Annotated in this window: 13 protein-coding genes and 2 pseudogenes; 7 read left to right on the top strand and 8 right to left on the bottom strand. The window is 65.5% G+C overall.

Annotation, left to right across the window (positions count from 1 at the left end):
- Positions 1-3: 3 nt before the first annotated feature.
- The 3 genes and pseudogenes from QOH60_RS11820 to QOH60_RS11810 all read left to right on the top strand — a co-directional run.
- Positions 4-891, top strand: a pseudogene (locus tag QOH60_RS11820) (alpha/beta hydrolase-fold protein); the annotation flags it as partial.
- Positions 892-1,084: 193 nt separating this feature from the next.
- Positions 1,085-2,533: a DUF4185 domain-containing protein gene (locus tag QOH60_RS11815; RefSeq protein ID WP_526420414.1), complete on the top strand. Its 1,449-nt coding sequence runs from the start codon at positions 1,085-1,087 to the stop codon at positions 2,531-2,533.
- A gap of 141 nt (positions 2,534-2,674) precedes the next feature.
- Positions 2,675-3,526: a DUF6159 family protein gene (locus tag QOH60_RS11810; protein WP_526420412.1), complete on the top strand. Its 852-nt coding sequence runs from the start codon at positions 2,675-2,677 to the stop codon at positions 3,524-3,526.
- Here the strand turns inward: QOH60_RS11810 and QOH60_RS11805 are convergent.
- Genes QOH60_RS11805 through QOH60_RS11795 form a run of 3 tightly spaced genes read right to left on the bottom strand, consistent with a single transcriptional unit; the run spans position 3,459 to position 7,015 of the window.
- Entirely contained in the window at positions 3,459-4,385 is a 927-nt protein-coding gene (locus tag QOH60_RS11805) for a maleylpyruvate isomerase N-terminal domain-containing protein (protein WP_526420410.1), read from the bottom strand. The genes QOH60_RS11810 and QOH60_RS11805 overlap by 68 nt on opposite strands.
- A 58-nt stretch (positions 4,386-4,443) precedes the next feature.
- On the bottom strand, positions 4,444-6,396 hold the full coding sequence (locus QOH60_RS11800; protein WP_526420408.1) for a M48 family metallopeptidase: 1,953 nt from the start codon (positions 6,394-6,396) through the stop codon (positions 4,444-4,446).
- Positions 6,397-6,409: 13 nt separating this feature from the next.
- Positions 6,410-7,015, bottom strand: coding sequence for a LemA family protein (locus QOH60_RS11795; RefSeq protein ID WP_526420406.1), 606 nt, complete (start codon positions 7,013-7,015; stop codon positions 6,410-6,412).
- Positions 7,016-7,521: 506 nt separating this feature from the next.
- On the opposite strand from QOH60_RS11795, the gene QOH60_RS11790 reads away from it, so the two are divergent.
- Together QOH60_RS11790 and helR are read left to right on the top strand one after the other, a co-directional pair.
- Positions 7,522-8,796, top strand: coding sequence for a glycosyltransferase (locus QOH60_RS11790; RefSeq protein WP_526420404.1), 1,275 nt, complete (start codon positions 7,522-7,524; stop codon positions 8,794-8,796).
- Complete coding sequence (gene helR / locus QOH60_RS11785) at positions 8,777-10,975, top strand: RNA polymerase recycling motor ATPase HelR (RefSeq protein ID WP_526420402.1); 2,199 nt, start codon at positions 8,777-8,779, stop codon at positions 10,973-10,975. The genes QOH60_RS11790 and helR overlap by 20 nt, the downstream gene beginning before the upstream one ends.
- Here the strand turns inward: helR and QOH60_RS11780 are convergent, their stop codons facing one another.
- The 3 genes and pseudogenes from QOH60_RS11780 to QOH60_RS11770 all read right to left on the bottom strand — a co-directional run.
- Positions 10,976-12,583 (bottom strand): NAD(P)/FAD-dependent oxidoreductase, encoded by a 1,608-nt coding sequence (locus QOH60_RS11780; RefSeq protein WP_526420400.1) that lies wholly within the window; start codon positions 12,581-12,583, stop codon positions 10,976-10,978.
- Positions 12,584-12,626: 43 nt separating this feature from the next.
- The gene (locus QOH60_RS11775; protein WP_526420481.1) at positions 12,627-15,668 is read right to left on the bottom strand and encodes an ATP-binding protein; all 3,042 of its coding nucleotides are present in this window, start codon (positions 15,666-15,668) and stop codon (positions 12,627-12,629) included.
- A gap of 102 nt (positions 15,669-15,770) precedes the next feature.
- A pseudogene (locus QOH60_RS11770) lies at positions 15,771-15,896 on the bottom strand (double zinc ribbon domain-containing protein); the annotation flags it as partial.
- A 138-nt stretch (positions 15,897-16,034) separates the two neighbouring features.
- Between QOH60_RS11770 and QOH60_RS11765 the strand changes: the two are divergent.
- Positions 16,035-17,390 (top strand): pyridoxal phosphate-dependent decarboxylase family protein, encoded by a 1,356-nt coding sequence (locus QOH60_RS11765; RefSeq protein ID WP_526420398.1) that lies wholly within the window; start codon positions 16,035-16,037, stop codon positions 17,388-17,390.
- Positions 17,391-17,407: 17 nt separating this feature from the next.
- Here QOH60_RS11765 and QOH60_RS11760 read toward each other — a convergent pair whose 3' ends face one another.
- On the bottom strand, positions 17,408-19,432 hold the full coding sequence (locus tag QOH60_RS11760; RefSeq protein WP_526420396.1) for a hypothetical protein: 2,025 nt from the start codon (positions 19,430-19,432) through the stop codon (positions 17,408-17,410).
- Positions 19,433-19,870: 438 nt separating this feature from the next.
- On the opposite strand from QOH60_RS11760, the gene QOH60_RS11755 reads away from it, so the two are divergent.
- Complete coding sequence (locus tag QOH60_RS11755; protein ID WP_526420394.1) at positions 19,871-21,583, top strand: PE-PPE domain-containing protein; 1,713 nt, start codon at positions 19,871-19,873, stop codon at positions 21,581-21,583.
- Between the two features lie 11 nt (positions 21,584-21,594).
- On the opposite strand, the gene QOH60_RS11750 is transcribed toward QOH60_RS11755, so the two are convergent.
- Complete coding sequence (locus tag QOH60_RS11750) at positions 21,595-24,768, bottom strand: ATP-binding protein (RefSeq protein WP_526420392.1); 3,174 nt, start codon at positions 24,766-24,768, stop codon at positions 21,595-21,597.
- Positions 24,769-25,037: the final 269 nt, after the last annotated feature.

Genomic DNA, 25,037 nt, shown 5'->3' with positions numbered 1-25,037 from the left:
ATAATGATGCCGAGCCTGCCCGATCCGAACTTCGGCAGATACGGGCACGGCAGCTCGCTGTTGAGCGGTTGGTTCCCGATTGTGGTCGAGATCGTCACGGTCGTCGTAGTTCTTGTCGGCATCGGGTGGCGCACCCGGCGCTGGCGGCTGGTGTGGATTCCTGTGAGTGCGGCAGTAGGAGTCGTTGTGTCGCTCGGCGCGAGGACCTACATGAACTCCGAGGGCCTTGCGTCCGACCCGGCCCCGTTCGAGCTGTGGGTGTGGACGGCCGTGGCGGCGGCGTCGGTTGCCGTGGCGATACTGGGTTTCCGGCACGCGCCGTGGTGGCGACGGGCACTCAGTGTGACGGCCATTCCGCTGACATTGGTGTGTGCGTTGCTAGTACTCAACCAGTGGGTCGGGTACTACCCGACGCTGCAGAGAGCGTGGGGTGACCTGACGTCAGGACCCCTGCCGGACCAGATCGACGCGAAAGACCTTGCGGGACTGCGCAACACACACCCGGACACGGGAAAAGTAGTGCCCGTCGACATCCCCGACAGCGGAAGCGGGTTCAAGCATCGGCAGGAATTCGTCTACCTTCCGCCCTCCTGGTTCACCGGCCCGACGCCTGCCCGGCTTCCGGCGGTGATGATGATCGCCGGAGAATTCAGCAACCCCACCAACTTGACGAAAGAGGTTCGCCCATACGTCATTTCGCAGTTCGGTGTGTCACCTGATCCCGCGAGCTGGGCCGTCGTCGGCTGGTCGGCCGGTGGGACCTGTGCAATCGATCTGGCGGTCGTCTACCCGGAATTGTTCACCACCTTCGAGGACATCGGCGGAGATCGCGGCCCGAATTCCGGTACCAAAGCGCAGACGATCGAGCGCCTCTACGGTGGCAACGGGGCAGCATTGCATACCCCGGGTGTGCAGGGCCCGTAGTCGGCCGTTGGCCCTTGCCAATGAGCGCGCGGGTTGCGACGCGGTCACAGATGAATACCGACCCGCTGATCACTGGTCACAAAAGCCACACGGATAACTATCGTCACATCAGCAGACTGCCGACGTCGATGCGACGTCTTGCCCGCTGGAAAGGTGTGACATGTCGCCGCGACCTCGAATCGCACCGGTATCGCTGGCGACGGCGGCGGCCCTTGGGTTCAGCGTCGTGATCAGCGCCGCGCCGCCCGCGTCTGCCGACCCGTGCACGGGCGCTGCGGCGGCGGCGCAGCCGACCCCGGCGCAGAACGTCCAGATCCCGAATCCGTCCAAATTCCGGCCGTATCTCCCTCTCGGTCACATGCCAGCCGGGGCGAATCCCCAGGCGCCACTGCCGCGGCTCGGTCAGCTGCCGCTGGCGATCCTCAAAGCGCTCACGCCGCAATCAGCCCCGGTGCAAAAGCAGGCGGCGGTCGCACCGCCGCCTAATCCTCCGAGACCTCAGCAGCCCGCCAACGCGCCTCCGGCCGCGCCGCCTGCTCAGCCAGACGCGGCGCCTCCGCCTGACGCGATCGGACCCCCGGCCACGTCGATCGTCGGCTGGGTCACCGGACCGGACAGCCCCACCAATACGATCCGGCGTTTCGCGATCTCCGGCACCGACCTCGGGATCATGTGGGACAACGGCGATCCCGCCAACAACCAGGTCCTCATCGCTTTTGGCGATACGTCCGGCTATTGCAACATCCCCGGTCAGCAATGGCGGTACAACGCGTTGTTCCGCAGCTCGGACCGACAACTCTCTCAGACCATCAACGTGGCCGATGGCGTTGTCAACAACAAGTATTCGGGTTCACCGGTGTGGCGGCCGGGCATTTCCAAGCAGATCGTCAACCCGATCAACTGGACGGCAAGCGAGACAGGCATCATCCCGACAGCCGGCATCGCCGTCGGGAGAACCCAATACCTGAGCTTCATGTCGATCAGGTCATGGGACAACCCGGGCAGCTGGACGACGAACTTCTCGGCGATCGCGGTGTCCCCGGACAACGGACAGAACTGGGGGATCTACCCGGGCACAATTCGCCCTGCATCGCAAGGTGCCGTCCCACGAGTCCCGTTCGTCGCGGGCAACGAGAACTTCCAGCAAGGCGCATTCCTCAAGGGCAGCGACGGATTCGTCTACTCCTACGGAACTCCGACCGGACGAGGTGGTCCCGCGTTCGTCTCGCGCGTTCCGCAAAACATCGTGCCCGATCTGACCAAGTACCAATACTGGAACGCCGACCGCGCAGCGTGGGTCCCAGGCAATCCGGCCGCCGCGACACCGGTGATCCCGGGTCCGGTGGGCGAAATGTCGGTGCAGTACAACACCTATCTCAAGAGATTCCTGACGCTGTACTGCAACGGCGCCAACGATGTGGTGGCACGGACTGCGCCTGCCCCGCAAGGACCATGGGGCCCCGAAACCCTGGTCGTACCATCGGGGCAGATCCCCGGAGGGATCTACGCGCCGTTCCTTCATCCTTGGTCGACAGGCAAGGACGTGTACTTCAATCTGTCGCTGTGGTCGGCATATAACGTGATGTTGATGCACTCCGTGCTGCCCTAACCCGCAGCAACGCAATATTCATGAGCAGGTTCAGAATTGGCCCACATCTGAGGTTGCGCCGCATTACGATGCCGCTCACAGGGCCGTGACTGCGTGCTCGTCGAGAGCGGGAAGCGGCGAACTTCGGATCAGGGAGCATCGATGGGCAGGATCTCGCGCGGTTGGGCGCTGACGAAGCAGAGCTGGGACGTCCTGAAGAAGGACAGTTCGCTCTTGGTCTTCCCGATCCTGGCAACCATCTTTTCGATCATCGCTGCCGCAGCGATCTGGGTGCCCGCAGCGATCGTGCGGGGAGTGTTTGCGGGCGAGGCAGTAAACGTAAACGCCCACGATCCCGTCATCTATATCGCCGGTGCCGCAACGGGTTACGTGTCGACCTTCTTCGCTATCTTCTTCAACGTGGCGCTTGCTGCGTGTGCCGCACGTTCGCTGCGCGGCGAGGACACCTCGGTCGGCGAAGGGCTCAGAGCCGCCATGCAACGCCTCGGGCCGATCATCGGCTGGTCGCTAGTGGCCACCACCGTCGGATTGATCCTGCAAGCGATCGAAGAGCGCTTACCCGTCGTGGGCAGGCTTCTGGCGTGGTTAGGCGGACTGGCGTGGGCTATCACGACCTTCTTCGTCGTGCCGGTCGTCGCACTCGAAGGCACAGGGCCGTGGCAATCGCTGAAGCGCTCGGCGTCCATCATCAAGCAAAAGTGGGGCGAGGGCGCGACAGGCGCGGCGACGATAGGCGTTGTCACCTTCTTGATCAGCTTTGCGATCATTGTCCTCGGCGGCGTCGGCGCCGCGATGCTTTTCTCGATCGGCCTGATTCCGCTGGGCTTCGTGGTGGTGGCCATCGCGGTCGTGGCGGTCATCGTTGTCGCGCTCATCTCGAGCGCGCTGAGCCAGATCTTCCGGGTCGCGGTCTACGAGTACGCGGTCAGCGGCGTGGCTCCGAGCGGCTTCGACGGTCAGGCGTTGGAGAACGCGTTTGTGTTTCGCCGCTAGGAGTAGTCGAACCCGAAGCTGGAAGCAGCATGGCGACAACAGCTTCCACAGCAGCCGGGTCACCGACTGGGTAGGGGAGCCCCGCACCCGGTGAACGGCCCCAAAGCATCAAGGTCCTTGCCGCGGGATGACATTCGACGATGGGGTATGAGTGATCGCGTGGTGCGAGCGCAATGGCGGTAGCCCTCGGGCCGCCGGTCACGGCAATGTCGGGGCCACCGGCTGCGCGCAGGACTACGGTTTCGTGGTCACCGCTGCGCGGTGGAAAAACGTTGGGCGACATGGTCGAAACCGTTGTGGCTGCGTGCACGGCAAGGCGGGCGTCGCTGAGCGCGGCGATACTGGCCGGATCGCTGCCGACGATGTCCCAACAGTGAAGCACCAGCTCACTTTCGATGTGCAGAATCACCGTGTCCGCGTCCATGACGACGCCGGTGAAGGCGACGCACCGGCGGCTTGCGGCTAGCTGGTCGACCGCAACTGTGGCTCGGAGGGCTTCCTCGAAGAATGCTCGGCGCAGCTTGCTCGAGCAGAGCGCCCGGTAGGGCGCCTCTCGCTCCTCGAAGTCGCGTGTCGCCCGCGAGGATGCCGACGAGAGTTCGAGTTCGATCAGATCCGCGAGCTCCGCAGATCCCGCCGCCAGGTGGGCGGTGAGCTCGTGCACTGTCCAGGCGTCACACTGCGTCAATTCATTTGGTTCCGTTGACCGCAACGCGTCGACGAACGCGATGAACGGCTCCTGCGCGGGAGTGCGAGCGACTCTGAGCGCGGTGTGGGAGCCGGGAAGCGCGGCAAGGGCGCGCGCGCTCGTCGCGCGGACGGTGCGTTGTCCAAGGGCGGACGATAGGAGTCGGTTCATGGGTGCAACAGAACACGCACAGGCAGACGCACGCTGGCGGATTTCCGACGTCCCAGTGTCAGGCGAGCAGCGCGGGCAGTGGGACGTGCATCAACGCGCATGCCGCACGCAGTAATTCGGCCTCGGACGTCGTGACAGTCCCGTCGATGAGCACGGAGGTGACCATCGCTTCTATGAGCGCCTTCTTGGCATTCGGCTCCAGCCCGTCCAACGCTGGCCAACCCTGGTCCAGCCGGGTCTGCCAGGTGCCGGTGCGCGACTGGTCTGGTGTCGGGGAGCTGTCGGGATACAGGCGGCGCACCGCGGTGTCGAACGCGCGACGAGTCGTGGCCTGGTCGGCGCCGCCGGCGACGGCAAGTGTCGCGAGCAGCGTCGTCACCTGCGCCTGCACCTGGCGCAGCGAGCCGGCGCCGATCTTGCTGCGGCGGGATGGATCGGCCAAGTCCCGCAGGTAATTCCAGACCAGGCGTGTCACGCAATACTCGAACGTCGATACCTTCTCGTCGGCCACCGCGAGGTCGTTCAGCGCTGCCATCAGTGCGTCCTGGTAGGCGCGCGTACGGTAGGCCAGCTGGGGGACGGCCAGCGCGACGAACGGAAGGCGAAGCTGATCGGGCAGCGTCGCCATCCGGTCGGCCAGCCTGGCGGCCTCCTCGGCGTCGGCGGGCCCGAGTCGGTGCGCCACGGAGGCGAGTTGGCGAGTACGCAGCTCCCCGTCGGACCCAAGAAGCAGCGCGATGAGCGCGCCTGCGGCAGTGCTCGGCTGGGCGGCAAGCTGACGCAGCTCGACTGGCAGCTCGGCGTGCAGGGCCGCGCCGTAGCGCAGGTCGGCCGGGGTGAATGTGCCGGCGCGAGCGGACACCTGCTCGGGGCTGACCGCCCGTTGGCCAGGCCCCCACTCCGCGGCGACCGGACCGGCCGGCGGCGCCGCGGGGGCCGTCGCGAACCCCGCGGTCACCCCTACCAGGCCGCCCACAACGCCGTCTTCGATCAGCCCGTTGGGCGCCTGCTTCGCGTACTGCGTCTGCAACTCGGCCACCTCGCGCGGATCGAAACTCGGGTTGAGAGCCTTGATCCGCTTCATGAGCGGAGGATGCGTCGCAAACAGTGAGCTGAACCTCTTCGACCCCTCACCGAACAGCATGTGGCTCACCTCGGACGCACTGCGGGAGTCGCGCAACGCCGAGCCGGTGGGCACCCCGGCGATCTTCTTCAGCGCTCCCTCGAGGCCGTCGGTCTGCCGGGTGAACTGCACGGCGGAGGCGTCGGCCAGCCACTCGCGCTGCCGCGACACTGCCGCCTTGATCAGGTTCGCGAAGAACGTCCCGACGAAGCCAAGGACCATCATCGCCAGCGCGATCACAAATACCGGCGAGGCCCCCTTGCTGTCGCTTCGACCGCCGCCGAACTGCAGGACACGCAATCCGATCATGCCAAGCAGCAGGATGCCCGCGAGCAGGCCGATGAGGCGGATGTTCAGCCGCATATCGCCGTTGAGGATGTGACTGAACTCGTGCCCGATTACGCCCTGCAGCTCGTCGCGCTTGAGCTGAGTCAGCGCTCCGCTGGTGACCGTGATCGCCGCGTCGGCTGGAGTGAACCCCGCCGCGAACGCGTTGATGCCGGGTTCCTGCGGCATGACGAACAGGCGCGGCGCGGGGACACCCGAGGCCAGCGCCATTTCTTCCACGATGTTGACGAACCGCCGCAGTTGCGGGTCCGAAGTCGTCGGATCGACCGGGACCGCGCCGACCGATGCGGCGACGGCCGCTCCGCCCTGGCGCAGTGACAGCGTCTTGAAGATCATGCCGCCGGCGATGAGCAGCAGCGTGAACGCCGTGAGCGCGATCACCGAAGCCAGCATCGAGGACGCCGTGTAGTTTCTGCTCTTCATCGCGAGCACAGCGGCGGCGTCGATGACGGCGACCATCGCGATCACGGCGGCAGCGAACAGGAATACCAGCTTGAGCGTGGTCCCTTTGGCCCGCCGCTGGCTCTCGAAGAAGTTCACGCCGGCCGCTCGCTCAGAATTGCACCTTCGGCGCGTCGCGCATCTCGGGGTGCTCCGGCGGGATTTCCAGCAGGGCAGCAGGTACGAAGTTGAACATGCCGGCATAGATGCTGCCGGGGAACTGCTCGCGCCTGTTGTTGTACGTCATCACGGAGTCGTTGTAGGCCTGCCGGGCGAACGCAACCTTGTTCTCCGTCGACGTCAGCTCTTCCGACAGCTGCATCATGTTCTGGTTCGCCTTCAGGTCCGGGTATTGCTCGGCGACGGCAATGAGCCGGCCAAGCGCACCGTTCAGTTGCGCCTGCCCGGCCGACAGCTGTTGCATCGCTGCCGGATCACCCGGGTTGGCCTGCGCGGCCGACAGGCCGGCCATCGCGGCGCCCCGGGCTGCCACGACGGCTTCGAGGGTCTGCCGCTCGTGTGCCATGTATGCCTTGGCGACCTCGATCAAGTTGGGGATGAGGTCGAAGCGGCGCCGCAACTGAACGTCGATCTGCGCGAAGGCGTTCTTGTAAGCGTTGCGAGCGCGGACAAGGCCGTTGTATCCGACGATCACCAAGATGATGAGCAGCAGGACGACAACGGCCACGATGATGCCGATTACGGCGCCGGTCCCCATGAGGTGTCCTTCCTTTCGGGACTGCCGCAGAACGCGGTCAGGCGGAGCCTAACCGTCCGCCCAGACGTTCGTTGCTTTTTGTGGCGACCGATGCGGGAAGTGGGACCAATCACAGGGAGATTCGCTGCGGCTGAGCATGTTTGCACCATTTGCTGTGCGTTGATTCTGCGCCCACGGCTCAGAACTGCGAGTGGCTCGCTTTCTCAGCGCAGAGTCAACGCATCCCGCGCAAACGCAGCGCTCCCGGCGATCGCCCCGCGTGCTTCTATTCCGGTGGCAGCCAAGCGGATTCGACGGACGCGGGAGTGTTCATCGATTGGCTTCGAGCACCTGGCCTCGATCTGTTGACCACCGCAAAACGACTGCCGCTGAAAGCAGAATAGGAAGGGCAAAATCTCCCTTCCATTCTCAACATATATCGCACCGGGGGGCTTGCGGCAAGACCCCCGTGATGCCGCACAATCGCGTGGCTGAAGCCAGAACCTGCGGAAATTGGGGGTAGCGAGATGCGGGTCTTGTTGACGACCTGGGGATCACGGGGGGACGTCGAGCCGATGTTGGCGCTCGCCGTGCAGTTGCGCGCGCTGGGTGCGCAGGTGCGTATGTGCGCACCGCCGGACTTCGTGGAACAGTTGGCCCGTGTCGGCGTGGAGATGATTCCGTTCGGGCGGTCGGTGCGCGCGCTTGTGCACGGCGTGAAGCCGTCGTCTTCGGACGACGGTGTGAAGCCATCGACTCCGGCGGACGCACCGCGGGTCGCGGCCGAATTGGTCGCAGCGCAGTTCGACACTGTTCCGGCGGCAGCCGAGGGATGTGATGCGTTGGTGGCGACGGGCTTGATGCCGGCCGCTCAGCGAACGATTGCCGAGATGCTGGGCATCCCGTACATCTGCGTGGCATTCATGCCTGGCGTGCTTCCGTCGCCGCATCAAACGCCGCTGCCACGGCCGGGCCGCCCGTTCCCGCCAGGAGAGAAAGACAACCGAGTGCTGTGGGACGTCGACGCCGAGAGGGTGCAGGCGCTGTACGGGCCGCCGCTGAACGCGCATCGGGCTGCGCTGGGCCTGCCTGGAGTGGAGAACGTCCGCGATCACGTCCACACGGACCGCCCGTGGCTCGCGGCGGACCCGATCCTGGCCCCCTGGCCGGGATCCCCGTGGCTCGACGTTGTGCAGACCGGCGCGTGGATCCTCGTGGACGACCGTCCACTGCCTGCCGACTTGGTGGCGTTCCTGGATGCCGGCACACCGCCCGTGTACGTGGGGTTCAGCAGCGTGCGGGCCCCCGACGACGTCGCGCGGGTGGCCATCGAGGCGATCCGTGCACAGGGCCGTCGCGCCATCGTCTCCCGTGGCTGGGCCGAACTGGCTCGAATCGACGACCAGGACGATTGTTTCACGGTGGGCGAGGTCAATCTTCAGGCGCTGTTCGGCCGGGTCGCCGCGGTTGTGCACCACGGCGGCGCAGGCACGGTCACGACGGCCGCTTGCGCTGGTGCGCCTCAGGTGGTGGTGCCCCAGATTGCGGATCAGCCCTACTGGGCCGGCCGGGTGGCGTCCCTGGGAATCGGTGTGGCACATGATGGCCCGGCCCCGACCGTCGACTCGCTGTCGGCCGCGCTCGCTACGGCGCTGACTGCGAAGACACGCGCACAAGCGAAGGCCGTCGCCGGGGCGATCAGCACCGACGGGGCGACGGTAGCCGCGAGGCGGCTCGTCGAGGCGATCAGCCACGAGCATCAGTCCAAGAACAAAGGGGCACATGCCAACTCAGGAATTTGACGAGGAACTTCAATCCGAGCGCCGCTATATTGGCGGCCTGTACAGAAGGCTCGACGACGAGCGCGCACGAGTCAAGGACAGGTACAGGGCGACCTTGCGGGCCCCCGTCGACCTTCAAAATGGCGGGACGCTCGTCGAGCGGGATGCCGAGGTACGTGCGCTGGCCGGCAGGATGGCGCGGCTTGCCGTGTCGGACAGCGGGCTGTGCTTCGGCCGACTGGACACCCTCGCAGACGAACGTCTGTATATCGGCCGCATTGGGTTGCTCGACGACGACAGCGAACGCGAACCGCTATTGCTCGACTGGCGCGCGCCGGCGGCTCGCGCGTTCTATGTCGCGACCGCCGCCAGCCCTGAGAACATGCGCAGGCGCCGCCAGTTCCACTCCCGCGGGCGTCACGTTGTCGATTTCACCGACGAAACACTCGGGCGGCCCGACAGTGAGGCGCGGGGAGACGCAGCACTGCTGGCGGCGGTCAACGCGCCACGCGGGAATGGCATGCGCGACATCGTGGCGACGATCCAGGCCGAGCAGGACGAGATCATCCGGCTCGACCACACGGGCGTGCTGGTGATCGAGGGCGGTCCGGGCACCGGGAAGACGGTCGTCGCTCTGCACCGCGTCGCATACCTGCTGTATACGCAGCGCGAGCGTATCGAACGTCACGGCGTGCTCGTAATCGGCCCCAACGCAGCGTTTTTGGACCACATCGGTCGCGTACTGCCGTCGCTGGGCGAGACGAGCGTGGTGTTCATGACCACCGGCGACCTCATGCCCGGCTTGCACATCACCGCCGAGGACACTCCGGAGGCGGCGCGGCTCAAGGGCTCGTTGAAGATGCTGGATGTGCTGGCCGCAGCTGTGGCAGACCGGCAGCGGCAGCCGGAGCATCCGCTGCCCGTCAAATTGGCGGACCTCACGATGCGGATCGACGCCGAGACAGCGGAGTGGGCCATCGAGGAGGCCCGTGCGAGCGGGCTGCCGCACAACGAGGCCCGCGCGGTTTTCAGTGAGATCGTCACGTGGGTGATCACCGAACGGGCGATAGCCCGGATCGGCCGGGGCTGGCTGACCCGGGAGGACAAGGATGCATGGGAGCAGATGCGGACAAACCTCCTCACGGAACTCGCGGACAACGAGATGTTCATCGCGGCCCTCGACGAATTGTGGCCGTTGCTGACACCGGAAATGCTGCTGGCACAGCTGTATACGTCCTCAGAACGGTTACGCGCGGCGGGTGCTGATCCGGCCCTGTGGCGCTCAGACGGTGACGCCTGGACGGTGTCGGATGTGCCGTTGCTCGACGAACTGGTCGAATTGCTCGGCCGCGACCAATCGGCTGACCGGGCCGCTGAGCGCGAACGCAGTGCCGAAGTGGCGTACGCCGCCCGTGTGCTGGACCTCCTCGTCAGCCGTGAGGATCTGATGGATGACGAGGACCACCTCCTCGCCCAGGACATGCTCTACGCCGAGGACCTCGCTGACCGATTCGTCGAACGCGACACCCGCGAACTCGCCGAACGCGCTGCCGCAGACCGGGATTGGACCTACCGACACGTTGTGGTGGACGAGGCGCAGGAACTGTCGGAGATGGACTGGCGCGTGCTGATGCGGCGCTGCCCGGGCCGGTCCTTCACCGTGGTGGGCGATCTCGCTCAGCGGCGGTCGGTGGCCGGCGCGACGTCCTGGGACACAATGCTCGAGCCGTACGTGCCGAGCCGCTGGGTGTACCGGTCACTGTCGGTGAACTACCGGACCCCGGCGGAGATCATGGCCGTTGCCGCGGCTTTGCTCGCCGAGTTTGCGCCCGGGGTCCAACCCCCCGAGTCGGTCCGTGCGTGCGGCACCCAGCCCTGGTCGAAGCGCGTTACAAAGGAGGAAATTCCCTCTGCGATCGAGGAATTCACCCGCAGCGAAGCGGGCCGCGAGGGCACCTCCGTCGTTATCGGGCCACCGGGTTCGCCGGGTGCTGTGCTGCCCTCGGAGACAAAGGGTTTGGAGTTCGACGCCGTGCTGGTTGTGGAGCCGGAACGGATCATCTCAGGCGGCCCGCGTGGCGCGGCAGAGCTCTACGTTGCCCTGACCCGCGCGACCCAACGCCTCGGCGTCCTGCACGTGGGCCCGTTGCCACAGGCTTTGAGCGGCCTCACCGAACTGGAGCCATCGAGCCTTCGGTGATCACATACCGAACATCGACTTCACAATATCGGCGACGTTGAAGTTGATGCCCGGGAACATGATGTTGTACATGGCCAGATAGAAGACTCGAGCGGTGATCGCCCGGGTGTCCAGCGGCCAGGTCTTAGCGAGGACGTACGACTGAGCATCTATGTTGAATGCATAGCGGCCCAACGCCATTGCCGAGACAAGCGCCCCTTCCTCCGAGTCCATCGTCAGGTTGTTGCCGGCGAAGTAGACGCCCGTGTTCTTTTGCAGCGGCAGCGGTCCGACGAACGGGCTGATGCCTTGCGCGTTGCGCATCTTCATCTTCTGGTTCCACATGAACGTCGGCAGCCACATCCCGTGGACCCAGTTCATGGGGGTCGGATCAATCGGGTTGGCCGGCTTCGGAATGTCCGCTTCGTTCCTGGGGTCGAAGCCGTACATCGTGAGGTAGTAGTCGAAGTCAGGATCGTCCACACCCATGAGGTTCTTGTACGAGTACGTTGTCCAGGACTTCTCCAAGTCGAAGGGCTGCTTCTGCGTCGCCCAATAGGCCGTGAACTGAAGAGTCTCCTCGAAGGGGGTCGGCGTGCCAGGCGCGAAGATCGATTCGTCTTGGTGCAGATAGCAGAACCCCGGAATGAGGTGCCACACGTCCTGGCCCACGTACTGCTTGTAGAAGTCCTTCAGCGGATTGTCATCGCGGATGAGGATATCGCCGTTGGCCTGCATGTCGGTCGTCAGCACCACACTGTCGAACACCTCGGGGCCGTGGGAAGTTCCGTTGATCTTCCATACGACCGACGGTTGAGGGGGCCCTGGGATTACTTCGGTGACCTTTGCGCCTGTGATGATCTCGACGCTGCCGGGGGGCATGAGCTTGATCGCGTTGGCGGCCATGGTTTGGACCCACTGCATTGAGCCGTAGTGGAACCGCGCGAAGTTGCTCGACCAATCGGTGAAGCTGGCGTAGTCGTGATTCCACAGAAACGCCGCCTCGGGAACGTAGATCTGATCGAGTAGCGCGGCACCGTAGCCGTTCATGATGCTCAGGTACGGACCCAAGAAGTAGTCCTCGAATGCCTTGTAATTGCCGAAGTGGCTCTGCTGTGCGTCCAAAAGCGTCTTCAACGACCCTGGATTCAGTTGCTGTTGCTTCAAGAGTGCTTCGAACTTGCCTGCGTCGGCGGCTCGCTGCTGATAAAGCGGTGTCGTCTGGTATGACGGGAAGTTTCCCCAGTAGACCGGATTACCGTGAGTGTCCGGTGGAAACGTGCACGAAACCCGCAGGGGCACGTCATCCATCTTCACGCCGCGAAACTCGTCCAACTTCAGCATGCACATCAAGTTGGGATACATGTCAGGGGCGATCATCTGGACGCCGAGATCAATCCAATACTCGATACCGTTGACCTCCACCGCTACCGAGCGGGAGTGCCCCCCGAGGCTGCCCACGCCGGGCTGTGGTTGGCCGTTGCGATTCTTGACCACATCGTCGTGCACTAACGTGATTTCGAATTGTCTGGCCGGATGCTTACGTTGCTCTTTTGCCAAGAGCCACAGCAGCGCGACGCCTGCAGCACCTCCGCCGACGATGCAAATTCGCTGAGGTGCCATGGTCATCTCGCTTCCGTCGGCGCATCCGGCGCGGTGTCCGGTGCGGGTGCTACGGCTCGGCCGTGAGCAAGTCCAGAAGCTCCCGCCCGATGCGGATGTCCCACGAATCCTCGTGGTGGCGTTCAAGAATCGGAGCTAGGAGACGGTGTGCTTCGGTCCGTTCGCCGTGACGAAATAATAACTCCGACAGGCCTACCGCCGTGCGCAATTCGAGAAGTGCGGCTCCCATGTCAACCGCCATGTCGAGGGCCGCCGCGAAGTCGTCGCGCGCAAGATCTTCCTTGCCCACCATGTCGTGGAGCACCGCCCGAATACGGAGCAACTCACATGTGTGTTGGCGCTGCATGGCGAGATCGCGCATTTGCAGCGCGTCTGCGACGGTCGCCAATCCATCTTCAGGGCGCCCGGCTACCGCCTGAGCCTCCGCCAAGAGGCCGAATGAATGGTTCAACCCGAGACGCTGATTCACCGCGATGTGCTTCGCGACGCCGCGAGACGTCCGCTCCACACCCGCCTGTGCGTCTCCGGTCATGGCTTGTGCCCAACCGCCGTACATCTCACTCCACCCGATGAGGATCGCGCTGTCGAGCTGATTGCCGATCGTCTCGAGTTCGTCACAGGACCGCTGAACGACTGCGAAGTCCCGCATCCACACCGCAATTACCGACGAGCTGAGGACAGCAAGGACGCGTGCCAAGAAGTCCGCGTCGCTACGGCGCAGAGCGCGATCGATCTCCGCCAGACAACCTTTCGCCTCTCCGATGAGGGCAAGCCCTGCCGCGGCGACACCGCCGTAGAGGCAGGCCTGGACGAGCCCGGAAGGAGGGAGCACGGCGTCGAGTTCTGGCGACGGCCGATTCAGGACGAAGTGTGCATGCTCGAGCGCCTCGGTGAGGTGGCCTCTGTTGTAGAGGGATGCCGCCTGCGCGATGTGTGCTTCGCACAGAGACTGATCATCTGCGAGCTCGACTGCGACTGCCAAGAGTTCGTCGGCGAGTGTCTGGCCGCTCATCACGGCGCCGCTGCTGATGGCGCTGCCCCACAGGTTATACAAGGTGCGCATGCGGACACGCGGGTCGCCGAGCAGCTCGCCGAGTTTGCGGGCTCGGTCGGCGGCGGCCATCGTCTCCGGTGCACCGAAGCCGCGAACCATTTGCAGAGCATCGGTGAGCCTCAGTTGGAGCTCGAGCTCGCGTTGAATGCGTTCCGGCTCAGGCTCATCGATGATTTGAGCGTGCAACGCCAGCGCCCGTTCGTAGTCGGCGACCACCTCCGCATAGGCCGACCGGGCTGCTGCTTTTTGGGCAGCGGTGACCCAGGCGGTAATTGCCTGTCGTGGATCGCCGGCCTCCGCCCAATGGTGTGCAAGGAGCTCGGATGCGACCGCATCTCCCTCGTCAGCCCGCGATGCAAGCGTCGTCGCGATTTGGGCGTGCAGACGGGCGCGGCGCCGGCGCAGCATCGAGTCGTAGGCGGCTTGTTGGACAAGGGTGTGTTTGAATTGGTACGTGGCGGAGATGCTGCCGTGGGGGCGGACGAGGTCAGCGTTCACGAGCTGCTGCAGCGCCGCCGCCAGGTCGTCGGGTTCTTGACCAGACAGTTCCCGGAGCAGATCGAATGAGAATTCACGTCCAATCACTGAAGCGATCTGAGCGGTGGACTTGGTCACGCCGAGCCGGTCGAGACGGGCCATCAGCGAGTCGTACAGCGATACGGGGATTTCGGACCCGAGCACGTCTGCGATCCGCTCGTTGACTGTGCGGGCGAGTTCCTCGGCGAAAAGTGGTACCCCGTCGGAGCGCTGCACGAGTGCCTCGATCAGCTCGTCTGCCGGGTCGATGGGTCCGATGCGGTCTCGGATGATTTCACGGGTTTCGTCACGCTGCAGCCGGCTCAGAATGATTTGCGTGTGCCGGACGCGAGTCGGCCATGTCGGGACGAAATCCGTTCTGGCAGTGAGCAGTACCAGACACTGCACCGTCGTGATCTCGTCGATGGTGGCCAAGAGGACTTCCAGCGACGATGGATCGGCCCATTGGAGATCTTCGGCGATGACTGCGCAAGGTTGGCTGCTGGCAACCGATTTCAGCCATCGAATCATCCACGCCATGAGACGCCGCCGTGCTTCGTCGGGCGAAGCCAGCAGCGGCGGATAACGGTCGCCCAGATCGATCCCCAACAGGCCGCACACCAGCTGCACCCCCTCGTCGGGGGAGTCGCTAACATGAGCCAGGGACTGTTCGACGTCAGCGATGCGATCCTCGACGCCGAGGTCAGCCGGCCATGCGAACACCTGATGTAGCAGTTGCTTGAGAAGTCCGAACGGCTGCGTGCGCTCTAGTCGGGAGGCAGCCACCTCGGTCCATACCCCGTCGGGCTCGATCTCGGACCGCAACTGCTGAACGAGCGCCGACTTTCCGATTCCCGGCTCGCCGACCACCAAGACGGTCTGGCCTTCGCCGCTGAGCGCAGCCCGCCACCGGCTCGAAAGCAAAGTCAGCTCGCCGTGCCGACCAAAGAATCGGCCGCCCGACACGTCTGTCACCGAGCCTCCGGCGGTGCCGAGCACGCTGTACAACGCGACCGGGGAACCCACACCCTTGAGGGGTCGGGCACCGAGTGCCTCGAGGTTGAACTCGGAGCCAACGCGATTCGCCACCGCGCTGGTCAGGACGATCTGGCCCGAGTCGGCGGCAGTTTGGACCCGCGCGGTGACGTTGACGACGTCGCCCAGCACGTGCGTCTCGCGGCGACCATGAGCGCCGACCTCTTTCACCACGACAAGGCCGTGGTGGACGCCGATCCGGGCAGAAACGTCCTCGTCGCTGATCCCTCCGTGACTGTTCAGATCGTGCAGCGCCACCTGGATATCGAGAGCGGTCGCGATGGCGTCTCGAGCCGAGGTTTCGCTGGCTTCGGGGTGACCGAAAAGCGCGAGCACGCCGTCACCCAGGTAGTTGGCGACGAACCCGTTGCGGCGCGAAATCGCTTCACCACAAACGTGATAGAACGTGTCGACGAGCTCGCTGAATGTTTCCGGGTCGAGGCGGCCACTGATCTGGGTTGAATTCGCCAGGTCGCAGAACATCACGGTGACCCGCCGGCGCTCTCCCTCGAGCTCGACGACACTGGGCGGGTGAGGAGACTCGACGACACTGGGTGGGTGAGGAGATATGCGGCTGCCGCACGACGTGCAGAAGGCAGCTCCAACGGAGAGAATAGTGCTGCACTTGGGACAGCGAGGACCGAGGGCGACACCGCAGGTCGCGCAGAATTTCGCACCCGCGATGTTCTCGTGGCGACACCCGCCTTCGCCCATCCCTCTCCTAACCGTCCGTTAGACGCCCCAGGCTATCTGTTTGAGTCGCACATAGGCCCAGGCGCGGGTACCTCACCATTGATTGTGAGCCAACCGCCTGCCGGTTGTGGCCATTACACCTCGGCTTAACGTGACCGCATGAAGGAATTACTGGAGGACGTTTCCAAGCGTGCGGTTCGCTACCTGGACGGTCTTGATGACCGACCGGTCGCACCCCGGGTCGAAGACGTCGAGCGGCTCGCTGCGCTCTACGAGGTGCTGCCTGATGAGCCGACGGACCCGCGCGCCGTGCTGCAGTTGCTCGACGAAATCGGTTCGCCTGCAACGGTGGCCAGCGCCGGCGGCAGGTACTTCGGATTCGTCACCGGTGGCACCCTGCCTGCCGCCCTGGCGGCCAATCTCCTTGCGGGAGCGTGGGATCAGAACGCTGCGTACCGGTCGCAATCTCCCGCGGCCGCAGGGTTCGAAGACGTGTGCATCGGCTGGTTGCGCGACATTCTGAAATTGCCTGCCGACGCGGGCGCAGGAGTCGTCACCGGTGCGACGATGGCCAACCTCGCCGCCTTGGCTTCTGCGCGACATGCATTACTGCGCAACGCGGGGTGGAACGTTGAGGAGGACGGACTATTCGGGGCACCACCTCTCCGAGTCGTGGTGGGCGACGACGTACACGCCAGCGTCCTCAAGGCGTTGTCGATTCTGGGGTTTGGACGCGGGCGGGTGGAGCGGACGGCCGTCGACGATCAGGGCCGGATGCGGCCGGATAAGTTGCCGAAGTTGTCCGATAACACAATCGTCTGCATCCAGGCGGGCAACGTGAACACGGGGGCATTCGACCCGGCCGGCGAAATATGTGCCACTGCCCGAGAGGCGGGCGCCTGGGTGCACGTTGACGGCGCCTTCGGTTTGTGGGCGGCGGCCACACCGCGCCTGTCGCATCTCGTCGGAGGGTTCGCCGACGCGGATTCGTGGGCCACAGACGCGCACAAATGGCTCAATGTGCCCTACGACAGCGGGATTGCTTTCGTGCGCAACGCCGAAGACCTGCGCGCGGCGATGACTGTCGGCGCGGCATACCTGATTACCGGGTCCGAACGCGAGCCGTGCCAATTCACACCCGACATGTCCCGTCGCGCGCGCGGGGTCGAAATATGGGCCGCACTGCGCTCTTTGGGCCACAGCGGCGTCGCGGATCTCGTCGACAGGTGCTGTCGGCACGCCACGCGATTCGCCGAGGGACTGCGGGCCGTCGGCTACGAGATCCTGAACGACGTCGTCCTCAACCAGGCATTGGTCTCCTTCGGCGACGACGGGCAGACTTGGCGCGTCATCGAGGCGGTTCAAGCCGACGGGACGTGTTGGTTCGGTGGCACTGTATGGCAGGGGCGCGCGGCGATGCGGATCAGCGTCTCGTCGTGGGCTACCTCCGACGAAGACGTCGAGCGCAGCCTGCATGCGGTCATCTCGATCGCGCGCGAAATCCGTGGGAACTGAAGGGGTTCAATATCGATTCACGCCGATGGCGTTTGGTTGGCGTGCGCGTCGGCGGCCTGCTCCGTTGCAATGCCGGCAAGGCTGGCGACTCCGTCGTCGGGTACCAGGCGCAGGCGTGGCAGCGGACCGGGTACGTTGGTCGTTCTCAGAGGGTTGTCACCCGACCATGATGTGGCCAAACCGATCAGCTCGGCGGTCAGGTCGTTGACTACTCCGCGACTAGCCTTCGGTATGGGGTAGGAGGGCAAGTCGGCGTGGGCGTCGGGGCCAGCGAACTTGTCGTAGGGCTGTGTCGGCGGATTTTGCGCGGCCTTGTAGTTGGCCTCGAATTTCATCAGCCACGCGTCGAGTCCGGCGGTCGCCGTCCGGAATCGCGTCCACCGTTGGTTGTTCCAGCCCCAGCCTTGGGGCATCTTCTTCTGATGCTCGTCCGTGGGTGCGCCGGTGAACTTCTCGACGAGCTCAGCGCCCGCCGCCCCGCCGCGCTCGGCGAGCGCGGTGACGATCGAGTCGGTCATTTTGAGGTTCATGCCGCCCTCGGTGTCGTCGTGGTAGATGGTGACCACACGGTCGCGGTAGCCCGGCATTGCTAGTTGCGCGGCATCCACCCAGCCGCGGGCGGTGTCGACGATCTGCGAGATGAATCCGCCGAGCGCCTTGATGCCGTTGATGGTGGTGCTGGTGCTGGTCGATAATGCGGTCCAGCGTTGGTGCAGCCCAACGTCGTTGGCGATCGGGAGGAAGCAGTTCTTGGACTGATCGTTGGGATCCTTGGTCTGACCGTCAGGAAAGCTCTCCAGGTCGATGGCGAAGGTCGGGCGGCCGGGCAGTGGCGCGTCGAAGAAGTGCACAGGGAGGTTGGCGCAGATGCCGCCGTCGGAGAACCAGTTCCGGTCGAACCGGGGCTTGGGGACGATCTCGGCGGCGCCCTGCGGCACGGGTGTGTCCGGGTGCGCGGCGAGCCACGCGCGGGCAGCGGTGCGCGCGTCCTTATTCACCTGCAGTGAGTAGTCCACGGCGTACAGCCGGACCGCGGTGATCAGCAACGGAAAACTGAGGCTCATCCGCGTCGCCACGATCACAGGGACGTGCTCGGGGGCGGGCCACGGACACAGCGGCGCGGCTTGTGCCCGCAACAGTGCGCGTTTGCGGGACTCGCGTCCAGACTGCGGTTTTCCGTCCTGGCCCCCTTCGGGCGCGTGTTCCTTCTTCATCATCCAGTCCACGACGTCGGGCGGGAACACCGTGCGCATCTCGTCCGGGTCGAAGAAGTACTCGTGCGTCGACCATGGCATCGGCATGGGTTGGCGGCGAGTGAGATTGGTGGTCATCACTCGCAGTTCGATGCCCTTGGCCGCGAGATCACCGAAGGTGAGCACGGGTCCGTCCGGTCGTCCGGCCATCTCCTGAAATCGCTTGTGCAGGAACGGTGTCAGGGCTTCGGCGTCTTTGGCGCCGACGCCAGGCATTCCAGTACATAGCCCGAAGCCCACACCGGCCACGCCGGCGAGCATGGCCGCGGCTCCCCACACGGCACCCAGGGCGGCACCGAGTAGCGCCAAGGCCAGCCCGCCTAATACGCCGGCGACGACCGCAGGCCCACTGCCGAATGCGCCCAGGATGAGGAGCGCGATCCCGGGCACGGCGCAGGCCAAAGCCCGCGGCCAGAACCCGGCCAGCAATGCCGCGAACGTGCGGATCTGCTTGGCGTCCTTGCCCATTCCGGCGACGAAGGCTTGGTAGAGGGGACGGGTCTTCGGTGTGGGCTGGAACAACCGGAAGAGCACCGTGTCCCCGGCGGGGGAAACCTCGGTGATGTCGTCGGGGAGTTTCTCAAGCAGTTCGAATCCGCCTGACGCGCGGCCGAATTCGGCGGCAGCCGCTCCGGCGGCTGCGATCGCGCCTGCTGAGGACCCGCCGACCGACCTCAGCCGGTAAGTCTTCGCGAGTGTGCACACGGTACGGGGATAGATGACTCCACTTGTGATTCCGCCCTTCATGACGATGTCGCATTCGAGCGGTGGATCTTGGGGGTAGGTCATCGAGCGCTCCTCCTGCCGCACGGGTGCACGGATGAAGGCCGGAGGTCGCCTCCCTCCCCAGGCCCTCAGGCGAGCAGCATCCCACTGAATGGGGCGGCTCGCCTGAGTATTCGACTACTTGACCGGTGTTGTTTGTTGGGTCGCAAATCGGTCAGTAATCCCAGACGGCCGGTACACAACGAAAGGCGTCGCCTGCGACTGCCACGTACAGACCGATGGGAACGCGCGTCGACACCCTCCCTCGCGTCCTTGACAGTGCGTGGGCAGTGCCGTGGTGTGCGTAGTTTTCGCGGCGGCTAAGTAGTAGGCGCAAAAAGGGGAGCGATTAGCAGTACGTCGCTACTGAGTTAGTGACGCCGAGGCCAGGTGACGATGTGGATCGCGGAACTCGAACCGACCCAGCGGATTCACTCCGCCCACATAGAGCGAGGACCGACTATGAGTAAAGCAAAGTACGCCGCCACGCGGGTAACGATGTCGATCGGAGTCGCAATGCTCGTGGTGATGGGCCCAGTTGTGCCGGTGGCGTCGGCGTCATCCCCGGACGTACCCCCGTTCGACAGGACCGCCTTGATGATGGGCGGGACCGGCATCCCGACCTGGAACGACGCCGACGTCGCGGTCATCATGGACCAGTTCATCGCGCCGACATATCCGGGCCAGACGATCGAGCCCGTTGCGGTGACCACGCCCGAGGAGCTTTGGCCTGGGGGGCGGTGGGAGGGTCCCGTCCTCTGCATTGCGCTCTGCCCGACAAGCGTATTCGGGCCTGGTCACTCAGGGGGGTGGCCGGACGAGCCGTTGCCGTTGTGGAAACTGTCGGGGCTCTTCTCCCGCACCTTCGATAAGTCGGTAGAGGCCGGGCGGGTAGATCTGGAGACGGCGATGGCCGAGTATGGCAACGACCATCTGGTGATCTACGGCTACTCCCAAGGCGCGACGGTCGCGAACCTGGAGAAGCGCAAGCTCGCCGAGCAGTACCCGGCGGGAACCCCAGCTCCCGATATCGACTTCGTGCTGGGCGGTGACACCAATCTGCCCAACGGCGGCTTTCTCGCCCGGTTCCCCGGCCTCTACGTCCCGATCCTCGATTTCTCGTTCAACGGCCCGGAACCGACCGACACCCAGTTCGACACGACCGTCATCAACCGCCAGTACGACTTCATGTCCGATTTCCCGCTGTATCCGCTCAACCCCGTCGCCGACCTGAACGCGGTCCTGGGCTTCATCTATGTACACCTTTACCCCTTCGACGTCAGCCTGGCGCCCGACCTGTCGACATCGCCCCCTACCGTGAGTCAGCACGGCGATTCCACCTACTACTTCTTCGAGACGAAGGACCTGCCGTTGTTCGCACCGCTGCGCCAGCTGGGGGTGCCTGAGGCGCTTATCGACGTGGTCGAGCCGGTCTTCCGGGTCCTCGTGGAGCTGGGCTATGACCGCAACATCCAGCCGTGGGAGCCCACCCCGGCGCGGCTGATCCCTACGATCGACCCGGCGAAGGTCACCGCAGACCTGGTCAGCGCGGTCGCCGAGGGCGTCACCAACGCCCTCTCCATCGTCGGCTTACCGGTCAGCGGCCCCGCGCCGCTGGCCAGCGCGGCGGCACCACTGCAGGCGAAGGTCTCCCAACCGGCGCCCGCCGGCGACGCGACGGCCGACACCGGGAAGGTCTCCGCGCCACAACTGAGCCAGCCGACGACAGGCGTTGACGTCGCGTCGTCGACCGAGCCAGCGACTCAACCATCACGTAGTGCGGCGCCGCCAAAACCAGCGGTCTCCCGCGAGACCGTGACGACTCTGACCGCACCGCCCGCGACCGGTTCGCCGAGCGAACCGACGACCGAGCCTTCGCCTGGTTCCTCGCCGCGCCCGCCGGCGCGGCCCGCATCTCGGCCGGCGAGGCCGACTCTGCGGCCGACGACACCTCGGCCCATAGTGCGCGGCTCGCTCAGGGCCGGGGAACAGTCGCGCGACGTGTTGCGCCGCGGCAACGGCGACCGCCTGCCAAGCCCTGCCACCGTGACAGGCGACGGTCGGCCGGCAGTCGGACCCTCGTCGGTCGGATCAGTAGCGGCACTGTCGTCCTCGACCGGCAGGACCGCCTCTGGCGGCGACTCATCCGGCGGCGATGCCGGCGGCTCGGTATGAGCTTCAAGCGCTCACATCGCTTGTGCCCACGCGATGTGTCCCTCGAAGCCAAGCGATTGCGCCATACCGCGGTAGCGATCCACCAAGTCCCGGTAGGCGTCGTCGTCGTCGCCGCGGGCGCCAGCTAGCAGCGCCCGCAGCTGCAGCAGCGTGATCTCGACTATCGCCGAACGGCGCTCTCTTGGCAGGGTGGCCAACCAGCGGATGGCATCTTCGGCTTCGGTCAGGTCGCCCTCGGCGCCGCGTTCCAGCAGCGTTTCCGCAAGAACGCCGGTGCCCCAAACGCCATAGAAGAGCCGTCCTGCCTGGTGCAGCTCGTCCACGGCTTTGCGCATTACCGCAATGGCAGCATCGCGGTCTCCGCGCCTGGCCCTCTCCCGGGCGGCCAACAAATCGACGACCGGGATCATGAAGAGAGCATGCTCGCGCAGCCACATGTCGCGGTTCTGCACCACAACCTCCAGCCCGCGGTGACGGTCGGCCGAGGCGTCCCGACTCAGCAGCGCGACTCCCAGCGTGTACTGGGCCAAGCTCAGCGAAACACCGTTGCTGGATTCCTCGGCGGCCTGCACCGCCTCCTCGACGGCGCGCATCGCTGACTCGTCGGCCACAAGCACCCCATGATGTATCGCGTAACTGTAGGCCCAGGTGACGACACCGGCGAAGGTTGCCTGGGTGCTGCGTCGGGCCATCGCGACGGCGTCGTTCAGGTCCTGCCGCCACCCCGACTGCCCCAGCCACCACCGAGCCGCGCCGCGATATACCAACGCGGCCGCCAGCGGTGATCCCACGCCGAAGCCGGCGCCCGTGACGGGATCACCCCCAGCCAGGTCGACGACTGTCTGCGACCACTGCAAGACGTCACCGAATTCACCGGCATCCCCCCAGACGCAGAACGCTCCGAACGCCAACCCTATGGTCGGGGTGGGATCGCCGATCGACTCGAGCAGCGCCATCTGCTCGGCTACCAGACGCGACGCCTCACTCGAACGCCCGGCGTACAGGAGCTCGGCGGCCGGCCCGGTCATGGCGATGGCGAGCGCAACCTTGTCCCCGGCCGCGTTGCACAATTCCCGTAACTCCGCGAAGCGGCCCTCGCCTTCCTGGACCGCTCGGGCCAACCCGCCGGTGGCGCACAGCATGGTGCGGGGGGCGATGCGCATCGCCAGTTGGTCGGGGTCCTCGGCGGGCAGCGCGTCGGCGATGCGGCGTGCCCGCTCCCAACTGACCCGCGCAGCGCCGAAATCGCGGTCGGTGGACCACGCGGCGGCGCGCATGTGCCAGCCATATGCGGCGCGGTCCTCGCCAGCGGCTTCGAGGTGTTCGGCGATCAGCGCCGCATTGTCGTCCATCGAGCCGGGCGCACGCTCTTGGATTGCGGCGGCCAGGCGCCGGTGCCAGTGGGCGCGATCGGATTTCAGCTGCGATTCATAGGCCACCGCGCGGATCAAAGGGTGGCGGAAGGCGTACTCCGCGCTGGGGGTGAACCGCACCTGATCGATCAGCTCAACGCCGAGCAGCTCGTCGAATACCGCGTCGATGCCCAGCGCCGCGAGCAGATCGACCCCGAAGCGGGCTCCGATCACCGACGCCGCATTGAGCGTGCGCCTGGCCGGGGCGCTCAGGCGGTCGATGCGCGCCGCGATGGCTGCCTGCACCGTGGCCGGCACGTTCACGTCTGCAATGTTCGCGCGGCAGATATAGTTACCGTGCTCACCGCCCAGCACCCCGCGCTGGGCCAACTCGCGCACCATCTCCTCGGCGAAAAACGGGTTCCCGGCGGCCCGCTCGGCGATAATTGCCGCTAGCTCCCCGACCGAGGGATCCGACCCCAGCAGCTCACCGATCAGCGCCGCGATAGCCGAATCACCCAGTGGGCCGAGCGCGATCGTCTGGGCGCCGTGCACCCGCGTCAACGTCCCCTCATACTCCGGGCGCGAGGTGATCAGCAACAACGTGGGAGTGCGCGCAATGACGGGCAGGAGGTCAGCGACCAGCGACTCGCTGACCGCGTCAATCCAGTGCGCATCCTCGATCACGAACAATGCCGGCGCGGTACGGGCCAGCTGCGCGCTGTTGACCAGAGCGGTCAACCGACGCCGCCGGGCATCCGGGTCGATCTGGGGCAGTGGTACGTCGGGGTCGGCGATGCCGAGCAGATCATCAAACAGCAGCAGATCCTGCGGATCGGCGTCGGGAATCTGTGTCCGTACTTTCGCGCGAGCGGCGTGGCCATCCAGATCGGCCACGCCGCTGCCCGCGCGCAGCAGCTGCGCCGCGGTATGGAATGGGACCTCACGGGCGTGGGATTCACAGAAGGCCCAAAACACCTCGACCCCGCGACCGGCCGCCAGCGCCGCGGTCTCCCGAGCCAGTCGGCTCTTGCCGATGCCCGGCGGTCCCACCACGTTCACCACACCGCCACGGCCACCGATCGTGCGGTCCACAAGCGCGTCAACTGCGGCCATTTCCCAGCCTCGACCAACTAGACGCGCGTCGGCGCGCACGACCAGACCACCGCGCGGGCCGATCCCGACCAGCCGGCGCGCCTGCACCGGTTCCTCGGCGCCCTTGATGTGCACCCACTCAGGCTCGGCCAGCATCACGAGGTGCTCAGCCAGCCGCGCGGTCGACTCCGAGAGCATCACTCCGCCCGGCGGGGCCACCGATTCCATCCGCTGCGCAAACCCCACCTGCTGCCCGATGGCGCCATAACCAAACGCCCCCGAGCCGATCTGCCCGGCGATCACCCGGCCCGAATTCAGGCCCACTCGCAGTCGTAGGGCAACGCCGTCGTGGGCTTGGACTTCGACGGCGAGCCGCTTCGCCTCGTCCTGAATCCCCAAGGCCGCAAGACAGGCGCGAAAAGCATGATCCTCCAACGCAACTGGAGCACCGAACAGCGCCATCACCCCGTCGCCGGTGTACTCCACGCTCCCGCCCCCGTAGCGGCGCACCACCGCCGCCGACCGCTCCACCAACTCGGTCATCACCTCGCGCAACCGTTCGGCGTCCAGCGCCGCCGCGATGTCCATCGAACGCACCACATCGGCGAACAACACCGTCACCTGCTTGTACTCGGCGTGTTCGGTGGCCGGTGCAATGGGCGAACCGCAGGCATCACAAAACCGCGCGCCCTCCCGCGGTTCGGTGCCACACGTTCGACATTCGCTCACTGCGGTCATCAGATCCTCCGCAGCCCAGGCCACAGCGTCTCGAGGATTCTTCGAGCATAGGACCCTGGCCCGGATGACGAGGCGAGACGCCTAATCCGACATCGGCCACCGCAATGCGGGCGGTGTGCGTGCACCGTGTCTGGTGCTCACACCCCTCCTTCGATGGTGGCGGTGATGGTGATGTTGCGGACGGCTTGGGTGTTGCTGAGTCCGCCTGTGGCGGCGCCGAAGCCGACGTAGGCGAAGTTGGAGCCGCCGAGGTATTGGGTGGCGATGTT

This window comes from Mycobacterium sp., from assembly GCF_032159765.1.
GTDB lineage: Bacteria > Actinomycetota > Actinomycetes > Mycobacteriales > Mycobacteriaceae > Mycobacterium.
The sequence above is the reverse complement of the archived record's forward strand: the minus strand, read 5'-3'. Positions and strand labels throughout refer to the sequence as shown.

What these genes read in the sequence shown, in the direction of transcription:
- QOH60_RS11790 (WP_526420404.1), top strand. Translation starts at nt 7,522, where the DNA reads ATGCGGGTCTTGTTGACGACCTGGGGATCACGGGGGGACGTCGAGCCG.
- QOH60_RS11810 (WP_526420412.1), top strand. Translation starts at nt 2,675, where the DNA reads ATGGGCAGGATCTCGCGCGGTTGGGCGCTGACGAAGCAGAGCTGGGAC.
- QOH60_RS11750 (WP_526420392.1), bottom strand. Translation starts at nt 24,768, where the DNA reads ATGACCGCAGTGAGCGAATGTCGAACGTGTGGCACCGAACCGCGGGAG.
- QOH60_RS11795 (WP_526420406.1), bottom strand. Translation starts at nt 7,015, where the DNA reads ATGGGGACCGGCGCCGTAATCGGCATCATCGTGGCCGTTGTCGTCCTG.
- QOH60_RS11760 (WP_526420396.1), bottom strand. Translation starts at nt 19,432, where the DNA reads ATGACCTACCCCCAAGATCCACCGCTCGAATGCGACATCGTCATGAAG.
- QOH60_RS11805 (WP_526420410.1), bottom strand. Translation starts at nt 4,385, where the DNA reads ATGAACCGACTCCTATCGTCCGCCCTTGGACAACGCACCGTCCGCGCG.
- QOH60_RS11780 (WP_526420400.1), bottom strand. Translation starts at nt 12,583, where the DNA reads ATGACCATGGCACCTCAGCGAATTTGCATCGTCGGCGGAGGTGCTGCA.
- helR (WP_526420402.1), top strand. Translation starts at nt 8,777, where the DNA reads ATGCCAACTCAGGAATTTGACGAGGAACTTCAATCCGAGCGCCGCTAT.
- QOH60_RS11755 (WP_526420394.1), top strand. Translation starts at nt 19,871, where the DNA reads ATGAGTAAAGCAAAGTACGCCGCCACGCGGGTAACGATGTCGATCGGA.
- QOH60_RS11815 (WP_526420414.1), top strand. Translation starts at nt 1,085, where the DNA reads ATGTCGCCGCGACCTCGAATCGCACCGGTATCGCTGGCGACGGCGGCG.
- QOH60_RS11765 (WP_526420398.1), top strand. Translation starts at nt 16,035, where the DNA reads ATGAAGGAATTACTGGAGGACGTTTCCAAGCGTGCGGTTCGCTACCTG.